Below are 21,893 nucleotides of genomic sequence, written 5' to 3' on the forward strand. Positions count from 1 at the left end.
CGACGGCGCCGACGAGATCGACGGGTTCTTCATGATCGTCTGTTCCTGCAACGTGCTGAGTGACGCGCAGATCCGCACGACGATCGCCGGTGAGTCGGCCGTGCCCCGCACGCCGGGACAGGTCTACCGCTGCATGGGCTGCAGCCCGCAATGCGGCCGCTGCGCCCGCACCATCAAGGCCATGCTGGACGACATCCGCGGCCTGTCGCGCCCGGCGGAGCCCGCCTGCGGCGTCTGCCCCGCGGCCTGCCCCGCCGTGACCCATGGTTCGGGCGCGGTGGTGGGCTTCACCGGCGACGTGGTGGAGGTCGCGACCCTGGAGCGCATCCGCGCCTGAACCGCCGCGCCGATCCGCCGCATATGCTCCCTTCGTTCGGCCTCTGATCGGGGTATCTTCCTGCTTGCGGCTCGCCTCGCGTTAGTTTAGAAGCTTTCTAACATTGGAAAGCTTCTCGGCTGCGTGAGCCGTGCAGGAGGACGCCATGAAGGGCGACGCCAAGGTCATCGACTATCTCAACCGCGGCCTGCGGTCCGAGCTGACCGCGATCAACCAGTACTGGCTCCACTACCGCCTGCTGGACGACTGGGGCTACGCCGACCTCGCCAAGAAGTGGCGCGCCGAGTCCATCGAGGAGATGCAGCACGCGGACAAGTTCGTCACGCGCATCATTTTCCTCGAGGGCTTCCCCAACATGCAGGTGCTGGATCCGCTGCGCATCGGCCAGTCGGTGAAGGAAGTGCTCGAATGCGATCTCGCCGCCGAGTACGACGCCCGCGCGCTCTATCGTGAAGCCGCGATCTACTGCCAGCAGGTCGGCGACCTGCCGAGCAAGAACCTGTTCGAGGAGCTGATGACGGACGAGGAAGGCCACATCGACTTCCTCGAGACCCAGCTCGACCTCGTGGCCAAGCTCGGCGAGCAGCTCTACGCCCAGAAGCACATCGGCGAACTCGGCGACTGAGATCGCCCCACGACCGGTCGTATCGGCCGGTCGTCACGCCAGCTTCCAAAGCCCCGCTCCAACCGCGGGGCTTTTCTTTTGCGCGCCGTCGTTCCCGGCGGCGCCATGCCGTGATCGCAAGCCTTCTGAACCTGCCGGCGGCTTTCGCGCTGGGAGCGCGTCTGAAAATTCGAGCAGCCCGTCCGCCCGAAAAGGCCTCATGGGCGTCCAGTTCGGCGCTCTGTTGATCGTGCGGTCTTTGCTGGGCTCATCGATCTCCCTCGCCTGGAGTGGTGAGCCCTCGGGGGGAAGGGGAGGGCGATGGCGTCACGATCACGCTGCGCCGCTGAAAGCGGCGGAGCGCGACGGCCGCGAGCCGGCCTCTGGCATGACGGTTGTTCGAGCCGGCCGACCGGCTGATCCGGAATGGGAATCGGAACCTGGCGTTGCGGCGCCTGCGTGACGTCAGTCGATCGCGGCCAGCGCCTGCCCGGCCCTCAGGAAGCGTAAGGGATTGACGGCTTCGCCGTTGACCCGCGTCTCGTAATGCAGATGCGGTCCGGTGGAGCGCCCGGTGGAGCCGACCCGGCCGAGAATGGCGCCGGGGCGGACCGTCTGGCCCTCCCGCACGGCGATCGCCGACATGTGGCCGAAGCGGGTGGAGAGCCCGCCGCCGTGGTCGATCTCCACCATCAGCCCGTAGCCGCCGGAGTAGCCGGCGGTCGTCACCCGGCCCGCCGCGGTGGCGCGGATCGGCTGGCCGATCTCGGATTCGAAGTCGATACCCGCATGAAAGGCCGGCTGGCCGAGGAAGGGGTCGACCCGCGCGCCGAACGCGCTCGACACCGACGCGCCGGACGGCGCGGGCGAGCGCAGCGGCAGCCCGTCAAGGCCGCGGCGCACGGCGCTGAGCCCGCCGATCTCCAGCGCCACCTCGCGCGCGCGCGCCTCGAAGCCGCGGGCGGCCGGCAGCGGCACGTAAGGCCCGCCACGGGAGCGGTCCGCGTCGGTCTTCGGGCCCGGCAGACCGGCTTCCGCATAGACGTTCAGCAGCCGGCGCCGGCGCTCCGCGGTTCTGGCCGAGGCGATCTCCAGCGCGAGCGTTTGCGCCTGCTCCATGCGGTCGAGCGCGCGGGAGAGCGTCTCGGCGCGGCTCGCCGCGTCGGAGCGGCGCGTGGGCGCGTCGAGGCGCTCGAACGGGCCTCCGCGCCCGCCGAGCGGCGTGGGCTTGGCGGTGTAGGGCAGGGCGGTGGACGAGGCGGCGTCGGGCAGCGCGCCGGTGATGGCGGCGGGATCGAGGATTTCGGACAGGGTCGCCTGCCGCTTCTCCAGCGTCTCCTGCCGCCGGGCGAGCTCCTGCAGACGCTGCTCCGCGCCGGTCTGCTCCACCAGCCGGCGGGTGCGGGCCCGCTCCAGCTCGTTCTTGAGGTCCGTGATCTGGACCTCGTAGCCCGAGGCCGCGGCGCGGGCGCCCTGGCGCAGCTCCGCCACCACGGTGTCGTGGAACAGGATGTAGGCGCCGGCGGCCATGGACCAGAGGAAAGCAAGCGTGGCGAGGCCGCCCAGCGCCGCCACGCCGTGGCGCGGCAGCCGCACCGCCGTGGCCTTGCCGCCGCGCTCGAACACGATCAGATCCCCGACGGCGTTCACGCGGCGGACGGGACGGTCGATCGTCATGGGGGGACGGGCTCCGACAGGCAGGACCCGCCCAACCTGAACAAACAGGGTTAACCGCGCGCTAACGCGGGCTCAGAGCGCCTTCGCCGCGGCGAGCACCTCCTCGGCGTGGCCGTCCACCTTCACCTTGGGCCAGACGCGCGCCACGCGGCCCTCCGCGTCGATCAGCACCGTGGCGCGGATCACGCCCATGGAGATCTTGCCGTACAGGTTCTTCTCGCCATAGGCGCCATAGGCCTTGAGCATCGCCTTCTCCGCGTCGGAGGCGAGGGGGAATTCGAGGCCGTATTTCTCGCGGAAGGCGTCGTGGCTCGCGAGCCCGTCCGGCGACACGCCGATGATCTCGGCGCCGGCGGCGGCGAACTCCGCGCGCAGGCCGTTGAAGGCGATCGCCTCCCTGGTGCAGCCGCTGGTGTCGTCCTTGGGGTAGAAATAGAGCACGACCTTGCGGCCCTTGAGGTCGCCCAGCCGGATGTCGCCGCCGGTCGCAGGCAGGGTGAAGTCCGGCGCGGGCGCGCCGACGGTGAGGGCGGAGGACATGATCGGGCTCCTTCGGTCAGGTGTCGGACGTTCGTGGTAACCGAAGGCTTGTTCCACGTCAGCCTATGGCGGACTGTGAACCGATCGAATCACACTGCTGGAGGCGCCCGCTTCGACGCCGGGCCCCTGAGTTAAGGAGCCCCCGCTCGACTCATGGCTGCGCCGAAACTGCCCGCCGTCGGACATGTCGCGACGCGACCGGACACGGCCTTGCGTAAGCGCGCGGGCCGCGCCGACGCGGCGCGCGCGCTGTCGGGCCGGCGCACGGTCCGGCTGGCGCTGGCGGGGCTCGGCGGGCTTGCGCTGACGCTCGCGGCCCTCTGGCTCGCCATCCTCTACATGCCGATCCCGGCCTCCCAAGTGGCGCCTCGGGTCTCGGCCGCGATCCAGCAGCGGCTCGGCGACGACTACGTGGTGTCGGTGGCGGACGCCGAACTGCATCGCGGCGGGCAGGGCGTGGAGCTGCGGCTGGTGGATCTCGCCATCGCCCGCAGGGACGGCCCGGTGGTGGCGGAGGCCCCGCGGGTGGAGCTGCGGGTCGACGGGCTGAGCCTGCTCACCGGCTCGGTGCGGGTGCGCTCGGTCCATGTGACGAAGCCCCGGCTCGACATGCAGTTCGAGCAGGCGGTGGGCGCGGCCTCGGTGCAGGCGGACATGCCGCGGCGCATCCGGGCCGCCATCGCCGATCTCGACCGCCTGCTGGGCCCCGACGGCGCCGCCGGCGCGCTGGAGGAGGTGGACGTCTCCGAGGCGACGGTGCGGGTCTCCGCCGCCGAGACGGCGCCGCTCTTGAACGGCGTCGACCTGCGGCTGTCGCGGGCGGCCGGCGGATCGCTGGCGCTCACCGCGTCCGCCGCCCGCAGCCACGAGCGCTGGACCACGGCGGTCACCGTCTCGGCCGAGGACGCCGCGCAGGCGCGCACCATCGACCTCGGGCTCGAGAACGTGGACCTCGGGCCTTACGTCGCCTCCTTCGCCCGCAAGGCCGGCGCCCCCCCGCTGTCGGGACGGCTGTCCGGCCATCTCAACGCGCGCATCGGGCCGCAGGGCAAGCTGCTGGCGGGCGACGGCCGGGTGTCTGCGCGCGCGCTTCGCGTGGCGGTGCCCGGCGAGCCGGACGGAACCGCGCTCGACTTCAGCGCCGTCGACATCGACCTCGGCTGGGACGCGGCGGCCGACGCCGTGGTGATCGAGCGCGCCGCGCTGTCCGGCTCAGGCGGGCGGGCGACCTTCGCGGGCCGGGTGCTCAGCCCCGCCGGCGACGGCGTGTGGAAGGCGACGCTGCAGGGCCGCGACGTGCTGCTGTCCGGCGGGGCCGCGGGCGAACCGCCGCTCCGGCTTGACCTTATCGCGCTCGACGCCGCCTTCGACGCCCGCGCCGGCGCGCTGGAGATCGCGCGCGGCCAGTTCATCGGCCCCACCGCCAAGGCGGCGCTGTCCGGCGTGGTGCGCTTCGGCGCTTCGACGCCCGCGGTCCGGCTCGGGCTGGTGGCCGACCCCATGCCGGCCTCGGCGGCGAAGAAGCTGTGGCCGTTCCTCGTGGCGTCGCAGGCGCGCCAGTGGGCGCTCGAAAACGTGGCCGACGGCTCCATCGACAGCCTGACGCTCAGCCTGGACGTCCCGGCCGGGGCGCTCGCCGAAGGCGCGCCGCTGCCGGAGGGCTCCATGGCGCTGGCGGTGGCCTTCTCCAACGGGCGGTTGAGGCCGAAGCCGGGCCTGCCCTGGGTGGAGCAGAGCCGCGGCCGGGTCGAGGCCGTCGCCGGCCGCGTGGACGTGATCGTCGACCAGGGCCAGATTCCCGGCGCGAACGGCGTGCTGGCGCTCTCCAATCTCAAGTTCGAGGTGACGGAGACCGCCGCCCGTTATCCGAAGGCGGTGGCGCGGTTCGACGTGGACGGCGCGCTCGATCCGGTGCTGGCTCTGCTGTCGTCCGGCGCGCTCGGACCCAGCCCGTTGCCGGCGCGGCTCGATCCGGCGCGGACGTCCGGCAAGCTTTCCGCCGACGTCACCGTGCGGTTCGAACTCGGCCACCCGGACGGCGAGGGACCGCCGACGCGGGTCGACCTCACCGCCGCCATCTCGGACGCGAGCTTCGCGGATGTGGCGGGGGGGCGCGGCTTCGAGAAGGGCGCCTTCACCATCCGGCTGGCGGACGGTCGCACCGACATCTCGGGCACGGGCAGCCTCGCGGGCGCGCCGGTGTCGGTGGCGGTGACGGAGGTCCAGCCCGCGCCGGATCAGCCCCGCGTCCGCCGCCTGACCGCCACCCTGAAGGCGGACGGGGCGACGCTGGAGCGCTTCGGCTTCCAGACCTTCGGGCGCTTGCGGGGGACCGCGCCGCTGGAGGCCTCGCTGTCGCTGGACGAGCCGGGCTCGCCGATTTCGGTCTCCGCCGACCTCAAGGCGCTGGCGATCGACGGCGTGGTGCCCGGTTTCCGCAAGGCGGCGGGCGATCCCGGCCGGCTGTCGCTCACCATCGCGCCCGACGGCGACCGCACCGCGATCCGCAACTTCGTGCTGGAGAGCGGCGAACGGCGCGTCCACGGCGCGCTGGCGCTGGGGCCGAAGGGCGAGCTGGTCTCGGCCTCGTTCCCCATCTACCGGCCGTCGCCCGGCGACGACGCCCGCATCGACGTGGACAAGAGCCGCGTCGGGGCGGTGAAGGTCAGCCTGCAGGGCTCGGCGCTCGATCTGCGCCCGCTGGTGGAGATGCTGCGCGGCAAGAGCGAGGCGGCGCGAAGCGGCGGGGCGGACGCCGGGACCAAGTCCGGCGCCGGCGTGCTGCGTTCGCTCGACCTGCAGGCCAAGCTCGGCACCGGCGTCGGCTTCGGCGGCGAGGCCATGGCCGGGATCGACGCACGGCTGGCGATGCGCGACGGCAAGGTGACCGACGCCGACGGCTCGGCCCGCATCGGCGCCGGGCCGATCAGGCTCGCCACCGGCGAGGACGGCCGCTTCCGCCTCACGGGCGACGACGCCGGCGCGCTGTTCCGCTTCGCCGATCTCTACGGCCGGATCGAGGGCGGCCGCTACGACCTGTCCGCCTCGCTCGTGGGCGGTCCGGGGCTGCTCCGGGTGCGCGACTTCGCCGTGCGCAACGAGGCGGCGATCGCGCGCGTGCAGCAGACCGCCGCCGGGGCCAGGGGGGGCGAGGCCGGCGCCACGCGCTTCGACCGGCTGCGGGTCGCCTTCGTGGAGGGCGACGGCCGCGTCGACATCCGGGAGGCGGCGCTCGCCGGCCCGCAGTATGGCGCGACGCTGGAGGGGCAGGTGGACTACGCCGGCGACCGGGTGGCGCTGGTGGGAACCTTCGTGCCCGCCTACGCGCTCAACAACTTCTTCGCCCGGCTGCCGCTGATCGGCGGCCTGCTGGGCGGCGACCGCAACGGAGGCCTCGTGGGCGTCACCTTCCGGGTGACCGGCAAGACCGGCGCCCCCACCATCACCGTCAATCCGGTCTCGGCGGTGGCGCCCGGCGCCCTGCGCAAGATGTTCGAGTTCCGCCGCCAGGACGCCGGGACGACGGGAAGCGCGCCGGCGGACCCTGCGCCCGCTCCCGCGCCCGGCCGGCGCTGAGGCTGGGCCTCAGCCCTTCGGCTTCAGCAGCACGTGCTTCTTGCGGCCGAGCGAAAGCTTGATCACGCCTTCGGGCGTGAGATCGGCTTCCGTGAGGACGGCGCGCTCGTCGGTCACGGGGCGGTCGTTCACCCGGAGGCCGCCGCCCTTGACCTGGCGGCGGGCCTCGCCGTTGGAGGCGACGAGCCTCGCGATCTCCGCGAAGGCCGAGAGCACGCCGAGGCCGGCCTGGAGCGTCGCCGCCTCCACCTCCACCGTCGGCAGGGTGTCGGCCAGCGCGCCCTCCTCGAAGGTCTTGCGGGCGGTGGCCGCGGCCTCCTCGGCGGCCGCGCGGCCGTGGACGAGGGCGGTGGCCTCCGTCGCCAGCGCCTTCTTGGCCTCGTTGATCTCGGCGCCGCCCAGCGCTCCGAGCCGGTCGATCTCGTCGAGGGGGAGGTCCGTGAACAGCTTCAGGAAGCGGACGACGTCCTCGTCCTCGGTGTTGCGCCAGTACTGCCAGAACACGTAAGGGCTCGCCATGTCGGCGTTCAGCCACACGGCGCCGCCGGCGGTCTTGCCCATCTTGGCGCCCGAGGCGGTGGTGATGAGCGGGCAGGTGAGGGCGAACACGCCGGCGCCGTCCACCCGGCGGGCGAGCTCGATGCCGTTGACGATGTTGCCCCACTGGTCCGAGCCGCCCATCTGCAGCCGGCAGCCGTAGCGCCGGTTCAGCTCCAGGAAGTCGTAGGCCTGCAGGATCATGTAGTTGAATTCGAGGAAGGAGAACGGCTGCTCCTGCGCCAGCCGGTTCTTCACGCTGTCGAAGGACAGCATGCGGTTGACCGAGAAATGCCGGCCGATCTCCCGCAGGAACGGCACGTACTCCAGCCGGTCCAGCCACTCGGCGTTGTCCACCATCACGGCGTCGGTCGGCCCGTCGCCGAAGGTCATGAACTGCTGGAACACCTGCTTGATCGAGGCCTTGTTGGCCGCGATCTGGGCGTCGTCCAGCAGCGGGCGCTGGGTGTCCCTGAAGGAGGGATCGCCGATCTTGGTGGTGCCGCCGCCCATGAGCACGATCGGCCGGTGGCCGGTCTGCTGCAGCCGGCGCAGCATCATGATGTTGGCCATGTGGCCCACATGCAGGCTCGGCGCGGTCAGGTCGTAGCCGATGTAGGCGGTGACCACGCCCTCGCTCGCAAGCTGGTCCAGCGCGGCCGCGTCGGACGCCTGGTGGATCTGGCCGCGCTCTTCGAGCAGGCGCAGGACATCGGAGCGGTACGTGGTCATGGGCAGGCTCATCACGCGCATTCAGGCTTGGTGCGCCGCGTGTGTAGCAGGTTCGGGCCTGGAATCCACGCAGGGCGAGGCCCACGGGCCCGAGGGCGGAAACCCCGGGGCGGTCGTAACGCGGCGAGGGGGAGGGCTCGCAGGAACGTCACGAACAGAGACAGCGCCCCACCAGATTTCCGGCGCGCCCCACCTTGATATAATGCCTAGTAATCTCTCGCCTATTTAAAGGCATGGCGCTCCCTAGGGGACTCGAACCCCTGTTTTCGCCGTGAGAGGGCGACGTCCTAGACCGCTAGACGAAGGGAGCAGCGGAGAGGCGCTTCCTATAACCGCGGCCCGGCCGGGCCGCAAGCGCCTGCGCTGACATTTTGCAGCGCAGGCTGTGGAAAACCTTGAAAAGGCCGTCCCCTTCACCGCAGGGGCGCGGCGGCGGGGGCGCCGGGAGCGAGGTCGAGGCGGCCGAGCTCCTTCAGGGTGGCGGCGTCGAACAGGCGGAGCGACGTGCGGCCGTCCTGCTCCACGGTCACAATCAGGCGCCCCGAATCGGCGGCGGTGGCGACCACGCGGGCGCCCTCGGGCAGGGCGATCGCCGCATGGGCGGCGCCGGCCTCGGCCTGCTTCGACTTGACGACCCGGTAGACGATGGCCGACATGACGGCGAGAAAGCCGACGCCCATGGTCAGCCCGCCGATCAGGAACAGCCGCCGAAGGCGCTGATAGACCTGCGCGATGCGGGGATCGTCGTCGTCCGCGACCTCGTCCGCAACCGGGCCGTTGGGCCCTCCGAGCGCCGTCATGTCTTTCGTCCTCTCATCCGCCGATGGTCCGCGCGCCGTCTCCGTGGCCGCCGGCCCCGACGAGGGCGGGCAGCGGCTGGACCGGTTCCTCGCGGCGCGCCTGCCCGAATTCTCCCGCGCCCGGCTCCAGGCGCTGATGCGCGAGGGCGCGGTGTCCGCGGGCGGCCGGACGCTAGTGGACCCCTCCGCGCGGGTCAACGCGGGCGAGACCTACGTGGTGGCGGCCCCGCCGCCGGCCCCGGCCGAGCCTGTGGGGCAGGACATCCCGCTGACGGTGGCGTTCGAGGACGCGCATCTCATCGTCATCGACAAGCCGGCGGGCCTCGTGGTGCACCCGGCGGCCGGCCACGCCGACGGCACGCTGGTCAACGCGCTGATCAACCATTGCGGCGCGAGCCTGTCGGGGGTCGGCGGCGTGGCCCGGCCGGGCATCGTCCACCGGCTCGACAAGGACACCTCCGGCCTGCTGGTGGTGGCGAAGCACGACGCCGCCCATCGGGCCTTGAGCGCCCAGTTCGCCGATCACGGCCGCACCGGGCCGCTGGTCCGGTCCTACCGGGCGCTGGTCTGGGGCCTGCCGTCGCGCCCCCGCGGCACGGTGGACGCCCCCCTCGGCCGCTCCGAGCGCAACCGGGAAAAGATCGCCGTGCGGGCCGACGGGCGCGAGGCCATCACCCATTGGGAGGTTCTGGAGCGGTTCGAGGCCGCGGGCGCGAGCCTGATGGAGTGCCGGCTGGAGACCGGCCGCACCCACCAGATCCGCGTGCACATGGCGAGCATAGGCCATCCGCTGCTGGGCGACATGGTCTACGGCGCCTCGCACCGCACCAAGGCCGCCCGGCTGTCGGACGAGGGCCGGGACGCGCTCGCCGCGCTGAACCGGCAGGCGCTGCATGCGGCGGAGCTCGGCTTCGCCCATCCGGTCACGGGCGAGGAGCTTCATTTCGAGAGCCCCTTGCCGGACGACCTCACGCGCATGACATCCGCCCTGGAGACCCAATGAGCCATGCATAAACGCACGTCAGCGTGAAGCGGATTTGACACCATTCCGCCGCGCTGGCGCGTTACTGTCTCGGAAAGTGCGATCGGCGCATGAGGCGCAATCGCGGCGGGGCCTGCCGGACATCGGGGGTCCCAGTTCGAAGGAGACGCCCATGGCTTCGGCCGCCTTGCCCCTTCTTGTCAGCGATTCCGGTCTGTCGAAGTATCTCGACGAGATCCGCAAGTTCCCCATGCTCGAGCCGCAGGAGGAGTACATGCTCGCCAAGCGCTGGCGCGAGCATGGCGACCGCGACGCGGCCCACCGGCTCGTCACCAGCCATTTGAGGCTCGTGGCCAAGATCGCCATGGGCTATCGCGGCTACGGCCTGCCGATCGGCGAGGTGGTGTCCGAGGGCAATGTGGGCCTGATGCAGGCGGTGAAGCGGTTCGAGCCGGACAAGGGCTTCCGCCTCGCCACCTACGCCATGTGGTGGATCCGCGCCTCGATCCAGGAGTACATCCTGCGCTCGTGGTCGCTGGTGAAGATGGGCACCACCGCGAACCAGAAGAAGCTGTTCTTCAACCTGCGCAAGGCCAAGAGCCAGATCTCCGCGCTGGAGGACGGCGACCTGAAGCCCGATCAGGTGAAGCAGATCGCCACCAAACTCGGCGTCGGCGAGCAGGACGTGATCGACATGAACCGCCGTCTCGGCGGCGACGCCTCGCTCAACGCGCCGCTGCGCGAGGACGAGGGCTCGTCCGAGTGGCAGGACTGGCTGGTGGACGACAGCGACAGCCAGGAGAGCCGCCTCGCCGAGAACGAGGAGCTGGACAACCGCCGCAAGGCGCTGTCGGGCGCGCTCACCGTGCTGAACGACCGCGAACGCCGCATCTTCGAGGCGCGCCGCCTCGCCGACGACCCGCTGACGCTGGAGGAGCTGTCCTCCGAGTTCGGCGTCAGCCGCGAGCGCGTGCGCCAGATTGAGGTCCGCGCCTTCGAGAAGGTGCAGGACGCGGTGCGCAAGAACGTGGCGCAGATCGAGGCCCGCGCCTGAGGGCTTGGTCACGGTGCGTGACGATAGCGAAGCCGTCCGCGTGATCGCGGGCGGCTTTTTTATTGCGCGCTGTGTGCTGGTGCGGGCGAACGCCGCGATGTCCGTCATGCCCGCGCGAGGCGCGGGCATCCACGACCTGGGCGTTGACGTTCTCGCTCGATGGGAAGTCGTGGATGCCCGGCATGCGCCGGGCATGACGGTGACGGCTGTCCGACTGGAGGCTGAAGGGGCCTCGAACAACCCTCGCCGGGTCAGCCCCGCCCCGAGCCCACCTTCAGCAGGCGCAGCACCAGCCAGACGGGGATCACCACCGCGGCGCCGATGATGAGCCAGCGCAGCAGGGCGCGGATCAGGTCGGCGCTGTTGGCGAGCAGGTCGCGGATCACGTCGATGGCGTAGTCCAGCAGCCGGAACACGTCGAGATCGAGCTGGTCGAGGATCAGCCCGACCACGACGCAGAGCGCGAGCAGCCGCACCAGCACGCCGAGCGGCGAGCCGCCGAGGAAGCGCGAGACGCCGCCGGAGGAACCGTAGGACATGGAGTGATCTCCCCGCTCAGGCCGCCTGCGCCAGTTCGCCGGCGAGCGCGCGCCGGATCAGCGCGCGCGTCTCGTCAACGCCGTAGGCGGCCACGAAGGTTCCGAAGCGCGGGCCTTCCTTCTCGCCCAGCAGCAGCTCGTAGAGCGCGCTGAACCAGGCGAAGGACACGCCCGGCCCGCCGTCCGGGCCCTTGCGCTTCTTGTCCTGATAGCGCTCGATCGGGCGGGCGACGTCCAGCACCGCGTCCTGGATCGCGGCGGTGTCCGCATCCGCGGGCAGGGCGGCGAGGCCGGCTTCGAGGGTCGCGAGCGCTTGCGCCTCCACCTCGTCGGGCAGGCGGAAGGCGCGGCGCGGCTTCACCCGGTCGATGAAGTAGCGCACCGCGTAGCCCGCCAGCCGGTCGAGGTCGGGATGGGTCTCGGCGGTGACGCCCGGCGCGTAGCGCCGGATCATGCGCCACAGCACGGCCTTGTCCTCGGCGTTGGCGGCGGAGGCGAGCTTCAGCAGCAGGCCGAAGGACACCGGCATGTCGTCCGCGGGCGGCTCCCCCGAATGGATGTGCCACACCGGGTTGCCGAGCCGGGTCTTCCAGTCCTGCGCCTCGTAGCGGGACAGGAAGTTGTAATACTCGTCGACCGCCTTGGGGATGACGTCGAAATGCAGCTTCTTCGCCGAGCGCGGCGATTGGAACATGTAGAGCGCGAGGCTCTCCGGGCTGGCGTAGGTCAGCCACTCGTCGATGGTCAGGCCGTTGCCCTTGGACTTGGAGATCTTCTGGCCGTTCTCGTCGAGGAACAGCTCGTAGACGAAGTGCTCCGGCGCGACGCCGCCCAGAATCTCGCAGATGCGGTCGTAAATCGGCGCGTTGGTCTGGTGGTCCTTGCCGAACATCTCGAAATCGGCGTCGAGCGCGGCCCAGCGGGCGCCGAAGTCGGGCTTCCACTGCAGCTTCACGTTGCCGCCGGTCACGGGCAGCGTCTTGTCCACGCCGTCCTCGTCCGTGAAGGTGATCGTGCCGTCCCGGGCGTTCACCTGCTTCAGCGGCACGTAGAGCACCCGGCCGGAGACGGGCGAGATGGGCAGGAAGGGCGAATAGGTGGCGCGCCGCTCCTCGCCCAGCGTCGGCAGCATCACCGCCATGATCTCGTCGTAGCGCTCGGCCGCCTTCAGCAGCACGGCGTCGAGCTTGCCGGCCTTGTAGTACTCGGTGGCGGAGGCGAACTCGTAGTCGAAGCCGAAAGTGTCGAGGAACCGCCGCAGCATGGCGTTGTTGTGGTGGCCGAAGCTGGCGTAATCGCCGCCGAACGGGTTCGGCACCGAGGTCAGCGGCATCTGCAGGTAGGGCGTCAGCGCGGCCGGGTCCGGCACGTTGTCCGGCACCTTGCGCATGCCGTCCATGTCGTCGGAGAAGCACAGCAGCCGGGTCGGGATGCGGTCCTCGGTCAGCGTGCGGAAGGCGTGGCGCACCATGGTGGTGCGCGCCACCTCGCCGAAGGTGCCGATGTGGGGCAGGCCGGACGGGCCGTAGCCGGTCTCGAACAGCACCGGGCCGTCCTTCGGCTTGCGCTTCAGCCGCTCGACGATCTTGCGCGCCTCCTCGAACGGCCAGGCGGCCGAGGTCTGGGCGAATTCGGCGAGGTCTGCGGCGATCATCGGCTCACACGGTCGGGACACGAAAGAGGCGCAACCTATGAAGGGGCGTTCGGGGCGTCAATGAGGCGCTGCTGGGAGGAGAGCAGTCTTCGTCATGCCCGAGGCAAGCTCGGGCATGACGAAGGTGGAGCGGGCGTCTCGGTCATCTCAAACGACCGCTCACCACAGGCCCACGGGGAAGTGCCGCAGGTAGATTTCGGCGTAGGTCCCGTTCTCGTCCAGCCGCTGCAGGGCGTAGTCGATGGCGGCGCGCAGGCGGTCGTCGTCCGGGCGGAGCAGGGCGCCCACGCCCTCGCCGAAATAGCGGGTCTCCACGAAGGGCCCGCCGAGGAACGCGCAGCAGTCGGCGCTGTCTTCGCCGTTCAGCCAGAAGGCCAGCGTCACGCCGTCGCCGAAGGCGGCGTCGGCCTCGCCGTCCTTCACCGCGGCGGCGGCCGCGGCCGCGCTGGGGAAGAACTTGAGCGTGGCCTTGGGGAAGAACGCCTTCAGAAAGGCTTCATGCGCCGAGCCCGCCGCCACCGCCACGGCGCGGCCCTCCAGCGCTTCGGGCGTCGCGCCCGTCAGGGCCTTGTCCTTGCGGGCCACGAAGCGCGCGGGGGTCTGGTGCAGGCGCTCGGTCACGGCGAAGCGCTTGCGCAACTCCGGCGTCGGCCGCGCCATGGCGAGGATCACGTCCGCCTGCCGACGGTCGATCGTGTCCATCAGCGCGTCCCAGCGCCAGGCCTGCAGGGTGCAGGTCACGTCCAGCTCGGCGCAGATGGCGCGGGCGAGGTCCACCGCGAAGCCCACCGGCTGGCCGTCGGCGTCGGCATAGTGGAACGGCGGATAGTCGTCGCCGGTGGCCCATTTGATCACCCGGCCCGCGGGCAGGTCGGGCTTCTCCAGCCGCGCCTTGGGATCGCTGAAGCGCGGGATCGCGACCGTGCCCGTATCCGCAGCCGCGGCTGGCGCGGCGCAGACGACGGCGAGAGCGACCGCAAGACCGATGCTCCGCGCGACTCTCCAAGGTTGCATCCGACTCGACTCCTCGCGTCAGGCGATTCTACTGTCGGAGAATGAGCCGAGGGTGAACGGCGGGGGACCGTTCGCTCGGCGGGGGCGGTTCATCGCATGGCGCAGACGGCGCGCCCGATCAAGGCGGAAGCCCGCGGAACACGGGCGAAGGCGTTCGTTCGCGCTCTGCCGCCGCCCCGGCGCGCGCCCGAGCCGGAGCTCGCCCTGCCGCCGGAGCTGCTGGTGCTCGCCACGCAGGGCGTGCCCCTGTCCGCCCTGACGGAGGCGCAGGCCGAGGCGCGCCGCGCCGGCGTGCTCCCCTTCGACGCGCTGCTGGGGATGGGCCGCCACGCGGAGCGCGACCTGACCGTCCGGCTCGCCGCCGGCCTCGGCCTCGCCGCGCTCCAGCCGGGCGATCTCGCCGAAGCCGCCCCCATCGACGCCGAGACCTTCCGCTCCGCCATGACGACCGGCGTGCTGCGCCTCGACCGCCCCGGCCGTCCGCCCCGGCTGCTGGTGGCCGCCCGGGGCGTGGCGCTGGCGAGGCTCGCGGCCTCGCGCCGGGGACGGCCGGCGGGCGGCTCGCCCGTGCTGCTCGCGGGGCCGGGGGCCTTCGCGGACGCCGCGGTGCGGCTCTGCGGCGCGGCGCTGGCGGCGCGGGCGACGCTCGGCCCGGGTGTGATCGCGCCCGAACTCACCGTCGCCGGCGCCATGCCGGAGATGACGCCGGGGCGGCGGGACGCGCTGCTCGCCGCCGCCGCGACGGTCTCCGCCGCGGCCTTCGCCTTCGACGCCGTGGCGCTGGCGCTCTCCACCCTCGCCGGGCTGCTGTTTCTGGCGCTCAACGTGTTTCGCGTCGCCATGGCGACCGGGGCGGCCGACGACGGCGGGCAGGAGCCCGCCCGCGCCGACGACCGGGACCTGCCCGTCTACACCGTGCTGGTCTGCCTCGCCCGCGAGGCGGCGGTGGTCCCCGGCCTGCTCGAAGCGCTGGAGCGGCTCGACTACCCGCCGGCCAAGCTCGACATCAAGCTGCTGATCGAACGGGGCGACGACGAGACCCTGGGCGCGCTGGCGGAGAGGCCGCCGCGCGCGGGCATCGAGGTGCTGGTCCTGCCGCCGGGCGGGCCGAAGACCAAGCCGCGGGCGCTGAACGCGGGGCTGATGGCGGCGCGCGGCTCGCTTCTCACCGTGTTCGACGCCGAGGACCTGCCCGACCCGGACCAGTTGCGCAAGGCGCTCGCGGTGTTCCGCGCCTCGCCGCCGGAGGTCGGCTGCGTGCAGGCGCGGCTCGCCATCGACAACACCGGCGACGGCTGGCTCGCCCGCCAGTTCGCGATCGAATACGCGGCCCTGTTCGACGTGGGCCTGCCGGCGCTGTCGGCGGCGGGCATGCCGATCCCGCTCGGCGGCACCTCGAACCATTTCCGCACCTCCGTGCTGCGCAGCCTCGGCGGCTGGGACGCGGGCAACGTCACCGAGGACGCGGACCTGGGCTTGCGGCTGGCGCGCTTCGGCTGGCGCACCCGCACCGTGGCCTCGGTCACGTGGGAGGAGTCCACCACCCGGCTGTGGCCGTGGATCAAGCAGCGCACCCGCTGGATGAAGGGCTACATGGTCACGTCCGTGGTGCATGCCCGCTCGCTCGGCGGGCTGGCGGCGCGGCTCGGGCCGATGCGCCTCGCCGGCGCGCTGATGACGGTGGCGGGGGTCGCGCTCACCGCGCTGGTCTATCCGCTGGTGATGGCGGGCCTGCTGGTGGACGGGCTGACCGGCGGCTGGGCCAGGCCGTCCAGGACGGCGCTGGAGAGCGCGCTGTTCGCGGCCCATGTGGGCAATCTGGCGCTCGGCTGCGCCGCGGGCCTCGCCTGCTGCTGGCTGGGCGCCGACAAGCGCGGCGAGCCGCGGCTCGCCATCGACCTGTTCACCACGCCGCTCTACTGGCTGCTGGTGGGCGTCGCGGCGTGGCGGGCGCTGTGGCAGATCGTCTATGGCGACGCCAGCCGCTGGGAGAAGACCGCCCACGGCCTCTCCACCCGCCGCAGCCGGCCTGCGGGCTGAGCGCCCACTGGCGGAGGACGCCCGCGCTCCCCAGATTGGTGGACGAGCAACGCCGGAAGGAGCGCCGCCCATGTCTCATGTCGCCGACTACGAGGTCGTCCGCACCGACGAGGAGTGGCGGGCGCTGCTGACGCCCGAGCAGTACCAGATCATGCGTCGGCACGGCACCGAGCGGCCGGGGAGCTGCGCGCTGCTGCGCGAGAAGCGGGCCGGAACCTTCGCCTGCGTGGGCTGCGGGCAGCCGCTGTTCCGCTCGGGCGAGAAGTTCGAGAGCGGCACCGGCTGGCCGAGCTTCGACGCGCCGATCGAGGGCGCGCTGGGGGAGACCGTCGACCGCGGCTACGGCATGGTCCGCACCGAGGTGCACTGCGCCCGCTGCGGCAGCCACATGGGCCATGTGTTCCCGGACGGCCCGCCGCCCACGGGCCTGCGCTACTGCATCAACGGCGTGGCGCTGAACTTCGAGCCGGAATGAGCGGCGGGGTCAGTCGGTCCCGGGTCAGTCGGTCCTGGGCTGCGGCCCCTCGTAGGTGACGCGGTAGATCGCGCCGTTGTGGTCGTCCGAGACCAGCAGCGAGCCGTCCCTGAGCGGCATCACGTCCACGGGGCGGCCCACATAGTCCTCCTCCTGCACGAAGCCGGTGAGGAAGGGCTCCACGCTGATCACCCGGCCGCGTTCGTCCCGGAGCACGGCGACCACGTCCGCGATCTTGCGGTTGCGGTTCCAGGGCCCGTGCCGGGCCACGAAGATGGCGTGGGCGTAGGTGGGCGGGAACATGCGCCCCCGGTAGAAGCGCAGGCCGAGCGGCGCCACATGGGCGCCGAGCAGCGCCGCCGGCCGCACATACGACTCGCAGGAGCGGCCCCAGCCGAATTCGGGATCGAGCATGATGCCGGAGTGGCAATAGGGAAAGCCGAAGTGCTGCCCCGGCTGCGTCACCCGGTTCAACTCGTCGGACGGCATGTCGTCGGACAGCCCGTCGCGCTGGTTGTCCGTGAACCAGAGCTCGCCGGTGACCGGGTCGAAATCGAGCCCGACGCTGGTGCGCACGCCCTCCGCCACCGTCTCGAGCCCCGTGCCGTCGAGGTTCATGCGCACGATGCGGCCGCGCCGGGGGCCGGGTTCGCACACGTTGCAGGGCGCGTTGACGGAGACATAGAGCTTCTCGTCCGGCCCGATGCGCAGGCCCTTCCAGCTCTGGGGGCCGTCGCCCGGAAAGCCGTCGTAGACCACCTTGGGCGGGCCGGGATCGTCCAGCCGGTTCTCGATGTCGTCGAAGCGCAGGATGCGGCGCGGGGTCGCCACGTAGAGCGCGCCCTTGTGGAACTCGATGCCGTTGGGCAGCGGCGTGTCCTGCAGCACGATCTTCACCGTCCGCCCGCCGCCGGGCTTCGGCGCGAGGGCGTAGATCCGGTTGGCCACGAACAGCGAGGACACGAAGATCACGCCCTTGTCGCCCTCGCGCATCATGCGGGCGTCCAGCACGTCGCTGGCGAAGGTCTCCACCCGGAAGCCGGGCGGGGCCTGCAGTTTGGCCGTGGGCAGCTCGTCGGCGGGCGTCGGGGCGGGGAAGGCCGCGACCGGCGCCATTTTCCGCGCGGCGTCCGAATAGGGCTGACCGATCGACCAGAACTCCTCCCCCCCGCCGGCGCGCGCGGGCGCCGATCCAAGCGCGAGCGCCACGGCGAGAGCCGAGACCGCGAGGCGGAGTGCAGGCGAGGTCGGAATCGCGATCGCCATGGAACGTCCAATGCGCGGCCCGCGCCGCGGAGGCGCCGACCCTAAGGCGCCCCGCTCAGGACACAAGCCGGTGGAACCTCGACGAAGGACGAGCCGTTAGCTCCCGAGATACGAAGCGCGGCGCTCCGGCGACACGCGCTCGACCCCAGGCGGAGCACAGATGACCCTTCACGCAGCGCGCGCGCCCCTCGGGCGCGGCCGGACGTCCGGCTTTTACGCCGACGTCCGGGACCACAGCCGGCGGCTCGCCGAACCGTTGAGCGACGCCGACGCCACCGTGCAGTCCATGCCGGACGCCAGTCCCGCCAAATGGCATCTGGCCCACACCACATGGTTCTTCGAGACCATGATCCTGAAGCCGCATCTCGCGGGCTACCGGGAGTTCTCGCCGGTCTTCGGCTACCTGTTCAACTCCTACTACGAGACGCTGGGCGCCCGTCACCCGCGGCCGAAGCGGGGCATGCTGACCCGGCCGGCGCTCGACGAGATCATGGCCTACCGCGCCCATGTGGACGAGGCCATGGAGCGGCTGCTGGCGGAGGACCCGTCCGAAGGCGTCGAGGAGCTGGCGACGCTCGGCTGCCACCACGAGCAGCAGCATCAGGAGCTTCTGCTCACCGACCTGCTGCATCTGTTCGCCCAGAGCCCGCTGAAGCCCGCCTATGGCGACGCCGGGCCGGCGCTGGCGCCGGCGGCCGCGGCGCCCGAGGCGGGCTGGCTCGGCTTCGACGGCGGCGTGGCGGAGATCGGCCATGACGGCGCGGGCTTCGCCTACGACTGCGAGGGACCGCGGCATCAGGCCCTCATCGCGCCGTTCCGCATCGCCGACCGGCTCGTCACCAATGGCGAGTGGCTCGCCTTCATGGCGGACGGCGGCTACCGCTCGCCGCTGCTGTGGCTCGCCGACGGCTGGGCCAAGGTCTGTTCCGAGGACTGGGCCGCGCCGCTCTATTGGGAGCAGACGGACGGCGTCTGGCGCTCCATGACGCTGAACGGACTGCAGCCGGTCGATCCCGCCGCCCCGGTGGCGCACGTCAGCTATTTCGAGGCCGACGCCTTCGCGGCCTGGGCCGGCAAACGGCTGCCCACCGAGCAGGAGTGGGAGCATGCGGCGCAGGCCGCGAACGTGGAGCCGCGCGAGGGCGGCGATCGCATTGCGCGGCTGCGGCCCCGTCCGGCCGGCGCAGGCGCCGGTTTGAAACAGGCCTTCGGCGAGGTCTGGCAGTGGACCCGCAGCCCGTTCTCGCCTTATCCGCGCTTCCGTCCCGCGCCGGGCGCGGTCGGCGAATACAACGGCAAGTTCATGTGCGGCCAGTTCGTGCTCCGCGGCTCGTCGCTCGCCACGCCGCCGGGCCATGCGCGGGCGAGCTACCGCAACTTCTTCCCGCCGGACAAGCGCTGGCAGTTCTCGGGCCTCCGGCTGGCGGAGGACGCCTGATGCTGGAGCGCGTCCCCGTCCGCGAGACCCAGCGCGAGGCGTTCCGCGCCGACGTGCGCGCCGGGCTCGGCTCCCCGAAGAAGAGCCTGCCGAGCCGCTGGCTGTACGACGACCGCGGCTCGGAGCTGTTCGAGGAGATCACCCGCCTGCCGGAGTATTATCCGACGCGGACCGAGACCCTGATTCTCGAACGGCACGCGGCGGAGATGGCCGCCTTCTGCGGCCCGCGCGCCACGGTGGTGGAGTACGGCGCCGGCGCCGGCGTGAAGACGGCGCTGCTGCTCGCGGCCCTCGACAACCCCGCCGTCTATGTGCCGATCGACATCGCGGGCGACTTTCTGGAGCTCGCGGCCGCGCGCCTGCAGCAGCGGTTCCCGTGGCTGGAGATCCGGCCGGTGACGGGCGATTTCACCGCCGATCTCGATCTGCCGGACGACCTGCCGCGGCTGAACGCCCGCGTCGGCTTCTTCCCCGGCTCCACCATCGGCAACCTGTCCGAGGCGGAGGCGCGCGGCTTCCTTGAGCGCATGCGCGGCCATCTGGGCCCCGGCGGCCGGGCCATCGTCGGCGTCGACCTGCGCAAGGACCTCGCGCGGCTTCTGCCGGCCTACGACGACGGGGCCGGCGTCACGGCGGCCTTCAACCTCAACGTGCTCGAGCGGATCAACCGGGAGCTCGAGGGCGGCTTTGACCTGTCGCGCTTCGCCCATGAGGCGCGCTGGAACGAGCGCGAGGGCGCGGTGGAGATGCACGCGGTCAGCCTCGCGGACCAGACGGTGGCGGTCGGCGGCGAGCGGGTGGCCTTCGCCCGCGGCGAGACCATCCACACCGAAAGCTCGCGCAAATATTCGGCCGACGGATTCGCGGCGCTGGCCGCCGCCGCCGGCTGGCGCGTCACCAGGATCTGGACCGACGACGAGCGGCTGTTCGCGGTGACGGGACTTGAGCCGAGCGCATGAAGGGATGACGCCGCCGGTCCGGATGTGCCACATAAGGGCATCATAAGAGACGCGCGCCGCTGGATCGCCGCGTCCGGACCGGAGGAGTTCATCGGATATGGCATTCATTCGCATCGCGGCCGTGGCGACGCTGCTCGCGTCGGCGTCCGCGGTCTTCGCGCAGGGCGCGCCTGATCCGGCCGAGATGGCCGCCGTGGACGCCGCCTATGGAAAAGCGTGCGCCACCCGCGTCTCGCCCGAGCTGTGCGGTTGCGTCATCGGAGTCGCTTCCGTGCATCTGGCGACCCCCGCCGAACGGCAGGTGTTCTACGAATACATGATGGGCGAGGTGAGCCAGGCCAAGGCCCGGCGGGCCACCTTCTCCCCCGAACAGGCGAGCGCCTTCAACGTGGCGCTGCAGAAGGCGGACGTGATGCTGCGGGACCGCTGCGACGCCATCAAGCAGAAGGACGCGGCGGCCCGTCCGGTGGAATCGCCGAAGGCGCCTTAACCCCCGCGACATCCCGCCCGAGACCAAGGCGCCGTCGCGCGGCGGCCGGAATCGTGCGAGACGGGACGGCGCTTTCCCTTCCTGAGCATCTCGGCCACCCGTGAACGCCCGATCCTTCCCCGATCTCGCCACGCTCCGCGCCTCCGGCAAGGTCGGGCTCGCCCGCGCGCTGGCGAAGCTCGAACGCGGGGCGGGCAGCCTCGAGGCGGCCGAACTGCTCGACGCCGCCGAGGCCGAGCCCCACGGCGACGTGCTGGGCCTCACCGGCCCGCCCGGCGTCGGCAAGTCCACGCTCACCGGCGCGCTGGTGCGGGCCTTCCGGGCGCAGGGGCGCACGGTCGGCGTGGTGGCGGTGGACCCGTCCTCCATGCGCTCCGGCGGCGCGCTGCTGGGCGACCGCGCCCGCATCCCCACCGACCCGGACGACCGGGGCGTGTTCGTGCGCTCGCTCGCCGCCCGCGACCGGCTGGGCGGCCTGTCGGAGCTCGCCTTCGGCGCGGTGCTGCTGATGCGCGCGCTGTTCGACCGGGTGATCGTGGAGACGGTCGGCGTCGGCCAGTCCGAGGCGGACGTGGCGCTGGTGGCGGACACCATCCTGCTCGCGGTGCAGCCCGCCTCCGGCGACGCGCTGCAGTTCATCAAGGCCGGCGTCATGGAACTGCCGGACGTGATGGCGGTGACCAAGGCCGATCTCGGCCTGCCGGCGATCCGCGCCCGCGAGGACCTGGAGGGCGCCATGGCCCTGACGAATCCCGGAACCGGCCGCTGGCGCGCGCCAGTGACGCTGGTGGCGTCCGAGACCGGGGAGGGGCTCGACACGCTGGTGGCCCTGATCGAGGAGCACGCCGTCTTCCTGCGCGAGGGCGGCCTGCGGGAGCGCCGCCGCGCCGAACGGAGCGAGGCCCGGCTGCGGGCGGGGCTCAGGACCAAGTTCGGGACCGTGGGCCTCGCCGCCTGCGCCGCCGTCCTGCCCGGCCTGTCCGGCGGACCCTTCGCCCGCGAGGCGGAGGCGACCCGCATCCTGTCCGCGCGCCTGCGCGGCGACGGCGCGGCGTAGCGGCCGGGCAGGCAGACCCCCGCTGCGGGACGTCGCGTCGCGCGCACGGCGCATGACGACGCGACGACGGCCGCATATTATATGTCGGTGACGAAGAGCCGGCGCTGCGCTGGCGTTGACTC

19 protein-coding genes and 1 tRNA gene are annotated in these 21,893 nt (G+C 72.0%); 11 read left to right on the plus strand and 9 right to left on the minus strand.

Annotation, left to right across the window (positions count from 1 at the left end):
• Positions 1 to 31: 31 nt before the first annotated feature.
• Positions 32 to 337 carry a (2Fe-2S)-binding protein gene (locus PKE85_RS10860; protein WP_271204758.1) on the plus strand — a complete coding sequence of 102 codons (306 nt, stop codon included), beginning with the start codon at positions 32 to 34 and terminating at the stop codon, positions 335 to 337.
• A 145-nt stretch (positions 338 to 482) separates the two neighbouring features.
• Positions 483 to 962, plus strand: a complete 480-nt coding sequence (gene bfr, locus PKE85_RS10865; protein WP_271204759.1) for a bacterioferritin — start codon at positions 483 to 485, stop codon at positions 960 to 962.
• Positions 963 to 1,406: 444 nt separating this feature from the next.
• On the opposite strand, the gene PKE85_RS10870 is transcribed toward bfr, so the two are convergent.
• Both PKE85_RS10870 and PKE85_RS10875 read right to left on the minus strand, forming a co-directional pair.
• Positions 1,407 to 2,618, minus strand: coding sequence for a M23 family metallopeptidase (locus PKE85_RS10870; RefSeq protein WP_271204760.1), 1,212 nt, complete (start codon positions 2,616 to 2,618; stop codon positions 1,407 to 1,409).
• A gap of 72 nt (positions 2,619 to 2,690) precedes the next feature.
• On the minus strand, positions 2,691 to 3,158 hold the full coding sequence (locus tag PKE85_RS10875) for a peroxiredoxin (RefSeq protein ID WP_271204761.1): 468 nt from the start codon (positions 3,156 to 3,158) through the stop codon (positions 2,691 to 2,693).
• A gap of 210 nt (positions 3,159 to 3,368) precedes the next feature.
• On the opposite strand from PKE85_RS10875, the gene PKE85_RS10880 reads away from it, so the two are divergent.
• Entirely contained in the window at positions 3,369 to 6,734 is a 3,366-nt protein-coding gene (locus PKE85_RS10880) for an AsmA-like C-terminal region-containing protein (protein WP_271204762.1), read from the plus strand.
• Between the two features lie 9 nt (positions 6,735 to 6,743).
• On the opposite strand, the gene tyrS is transcribed toward PKE85_RS10880, so the two are convergent.
• The 3 genes from tyrS to PKE85_RS10895 form a co-directional block, all read right to left on the minus strand.
• Positions 6,744 to 8,003 (minus strand): tyrosine--tRNA ligase, encoded by a 1,260-nt coding sequence (gene tyrS / locus PKE85_RS10885; protein WP_271204763.1) that lies wholly within the window; start codon positions 8,001 to 8,003, stop codon positions 6,744 to 6,746.
• Between the two features lie 234 nt (positions 8,004 to 8,237).
• Positions 8,238 to 8,313, minus strand: a tRNA-Glu gene (locus tag PKE85_RS10890).
• Between the two features lie 103 nt (positions 8,314 to 8,416).
• Complete coding sequence (locus PKE85_RS10895; RefSeq protein ID WP_271204764.1) at positions 8,417 to 8,803, minus strand: DUF6476 family protein; 387 nt, start codon at positions 8,801 to 8,803, stop codon at positions 8,417 to 8,419.
• Here PKE85_RS10895 and PKE85_RS10900 point away from each other — a divergent pair.
• The gene (locus PKE85_RS10900; protein ID WP_271204765.1) at positions 8,802 to 9,806 is read left to right on the plus strand and encodes an RluA family pseudouridine synthase; all 1,005 of its coding nucleotides are present in this window, start codon (positions 8,802 to 8,804) and stop codon (positions 9,804 to 9,806) included. The two genes, PKE85_RS10895 and PKE85_RS10900, sit on opposite strands and share 2 nt — an antisense overlap.
• Before the next feature lie 151 nt (positions 9,807 to 9,957).
• On the plus strand, positions 9,958 to 10,839 hold the full coding sequence (gene rpoH, locus PKE85_RS10905) for an RNA polymerase sigma factor RpoH (protein WP_271204766.1): 882 nt from the start codon (positions 9,958 to 9,960) through the stop codon (positions 10,837 to 10,839).
• A gap of 251 nt (positions 10,840 to 11,090) precedes the next feature.
• Here the strand turns inward: rpoH and PKE85_RS10910 are convergent, their stop codons facing one another.
• The 3 genes from PKE85_RS10910 to PKE85_RS10920 all read right to left on the minus strand — a co-directional run bounded on the left by PKE85_RS10910 (position 11,091) and on the right by PKE85_RS10920 (position 14,046).
• Positions 11,091 to 11,378, minus strand: a complete 288-nt coding sequence (locus tag PKE85_RS10910) for a DUF6460 domain-containing protein (RefSeq protein WP_271204767.1) — start codon at positions 11,376 to 11,378, stop codon at positions 11,091 to 11,093.
• A gap of 16 nt (positions 11,379 to 11,394) precedes the next feature.
• On the minus strand, positions 11,395 to 13,032 hold the full coding sequence (locus tag PKE85_RS10915; RefSeq protein ID WP_271204768.1) for a lysine--tRNA ligase: 1,638 nt from the start codon (positions 13,030 to 13,032) through the stop codon (positions 11,395 to 11,397).
• Between the two features lie 159 nt (positions 13,033 to 13,191).
• A complete protein-coding gene (locus PKE85_RS10920; protein WP_271204769.1) occupies positions 13,192 to 14,046 on the minus strand; it encodes a transporter substrate-binding domain-containing protein in 855 nt (284 codons plus the stop codon).
• Between the two features lie 96 nt (positions 14,047 to 14,142).
• Here PKE85_RS10920 and PKE85_RS10925 point away from each other — a divergent pair, with 96 nt between their 5' ends.
• Both PKE85_RS10925 and msrB read left to right on the plus strand, forming a co-directional pair.
• Entirely contained in the window at positions 14,143 to 16,086 is a 1,944-nt protein-coding gene (locus PKE85_RS10925; protein WP_271204770.1) for a glycosyltransferase, read from the plus strand.
• Between the two features lie 70 nt (positions 16,087 to 16,156).
• Complete coding sequence (msrB, locus tag PKE85_RS10930; protein WP_271204771.1) at positions 16,157 to 16,561, plus strand: peptide-methionine (R)-S-oxide reductase MsrB; 405 nt, start codon at positions 16,157 to 16,159, stop codon at positions 16,559 to 16,561.
• Between the two features lie 24 nt (positions 16,562 to 16,585).
• Here msrB and PKE85_RS10935 read toward each other — a convergent pair whose 3' ends face one another.
• Positions 16,586 to 17,827, minus strand: a complete 1,242-nt coding sequence (locus PKE85_RS10935) for a PQQ-dependent sugar dehydrogenase (protein ID WP_271204772.1) — start codon at positions 17,825 to 17,827, stop codon at positions 16,586 to 16,588.
• Positions 17,828 to 17,987: 160 nt separating this feature from the next.
• Between PKE85_RS10935 and egtB the strand changes: the two genes are divergently transcribed.
• From egtB to PKE85_RS10955, 4 genes are all read left to right on the plus strand, one after another.
• Positions 17,988 to 19,265: an ergothioneine biosynthesis protein EgtB gene (egtB, locus tag PKE85_RS10940; protein ID WP_271204773.1), complete on the plus strand. Its 1,278-nt coding sequence runs from the start codon at positions 17,988 to 17,990 to the stop codon at positions 19,263 to 19,265.
• Positions 19,265 to 20,224, plus strand: coding sequence for an L-histidine N(alpha)-methyltransferase (gene egtD, locus PKE85_RS10945; RefSeq protein ID WP_271204774.1), 960 nt, complete (start codon positions 19,265 to 19,267; stop codon positions 20,222 to 20,224). The genes egtB and egtD overlap by 1 nt, the downstream gene beginning before the upstream one ends.
• Before the next feature lie 97 nt (positions 20,225 to 20,321).
• A complete protein-coding gene (locus tag PKE85_RS10950; protein ID WP_271204775.1) occupies positions 20,322 to 20,714 on the plus strand; it encodes a hypothetical protein in 393 nt (130 codons plus the stop codon).
• A 100-nt stretch (positions 20,715 to 20,814) separates the two neighbouring features.
• On the plus strand, positions 20,815 to 21,771 hold the full coding sequence (locus PKE85_RS10955) for an ArgK/MeaB family GTPase (RefSeq protein ID WP_271204776.1): 957 nt from the start codon (positions 20,815 to 20,817) through the stop codon (positions 21,769 to 21,771).
• Positions 21,772 to 21,893 lie beyond the last annotated feature (122 nt).

It is taken from the genome of Methylopila jiangsuensis, assembly GCF_027922305.1.
Lineage (GTDB): Bacteria > Pseudomonadota > Alphaproteobacteria > Rhizobiales > Methylopilaceae > Methylopila > Methylopila jiangsuensis.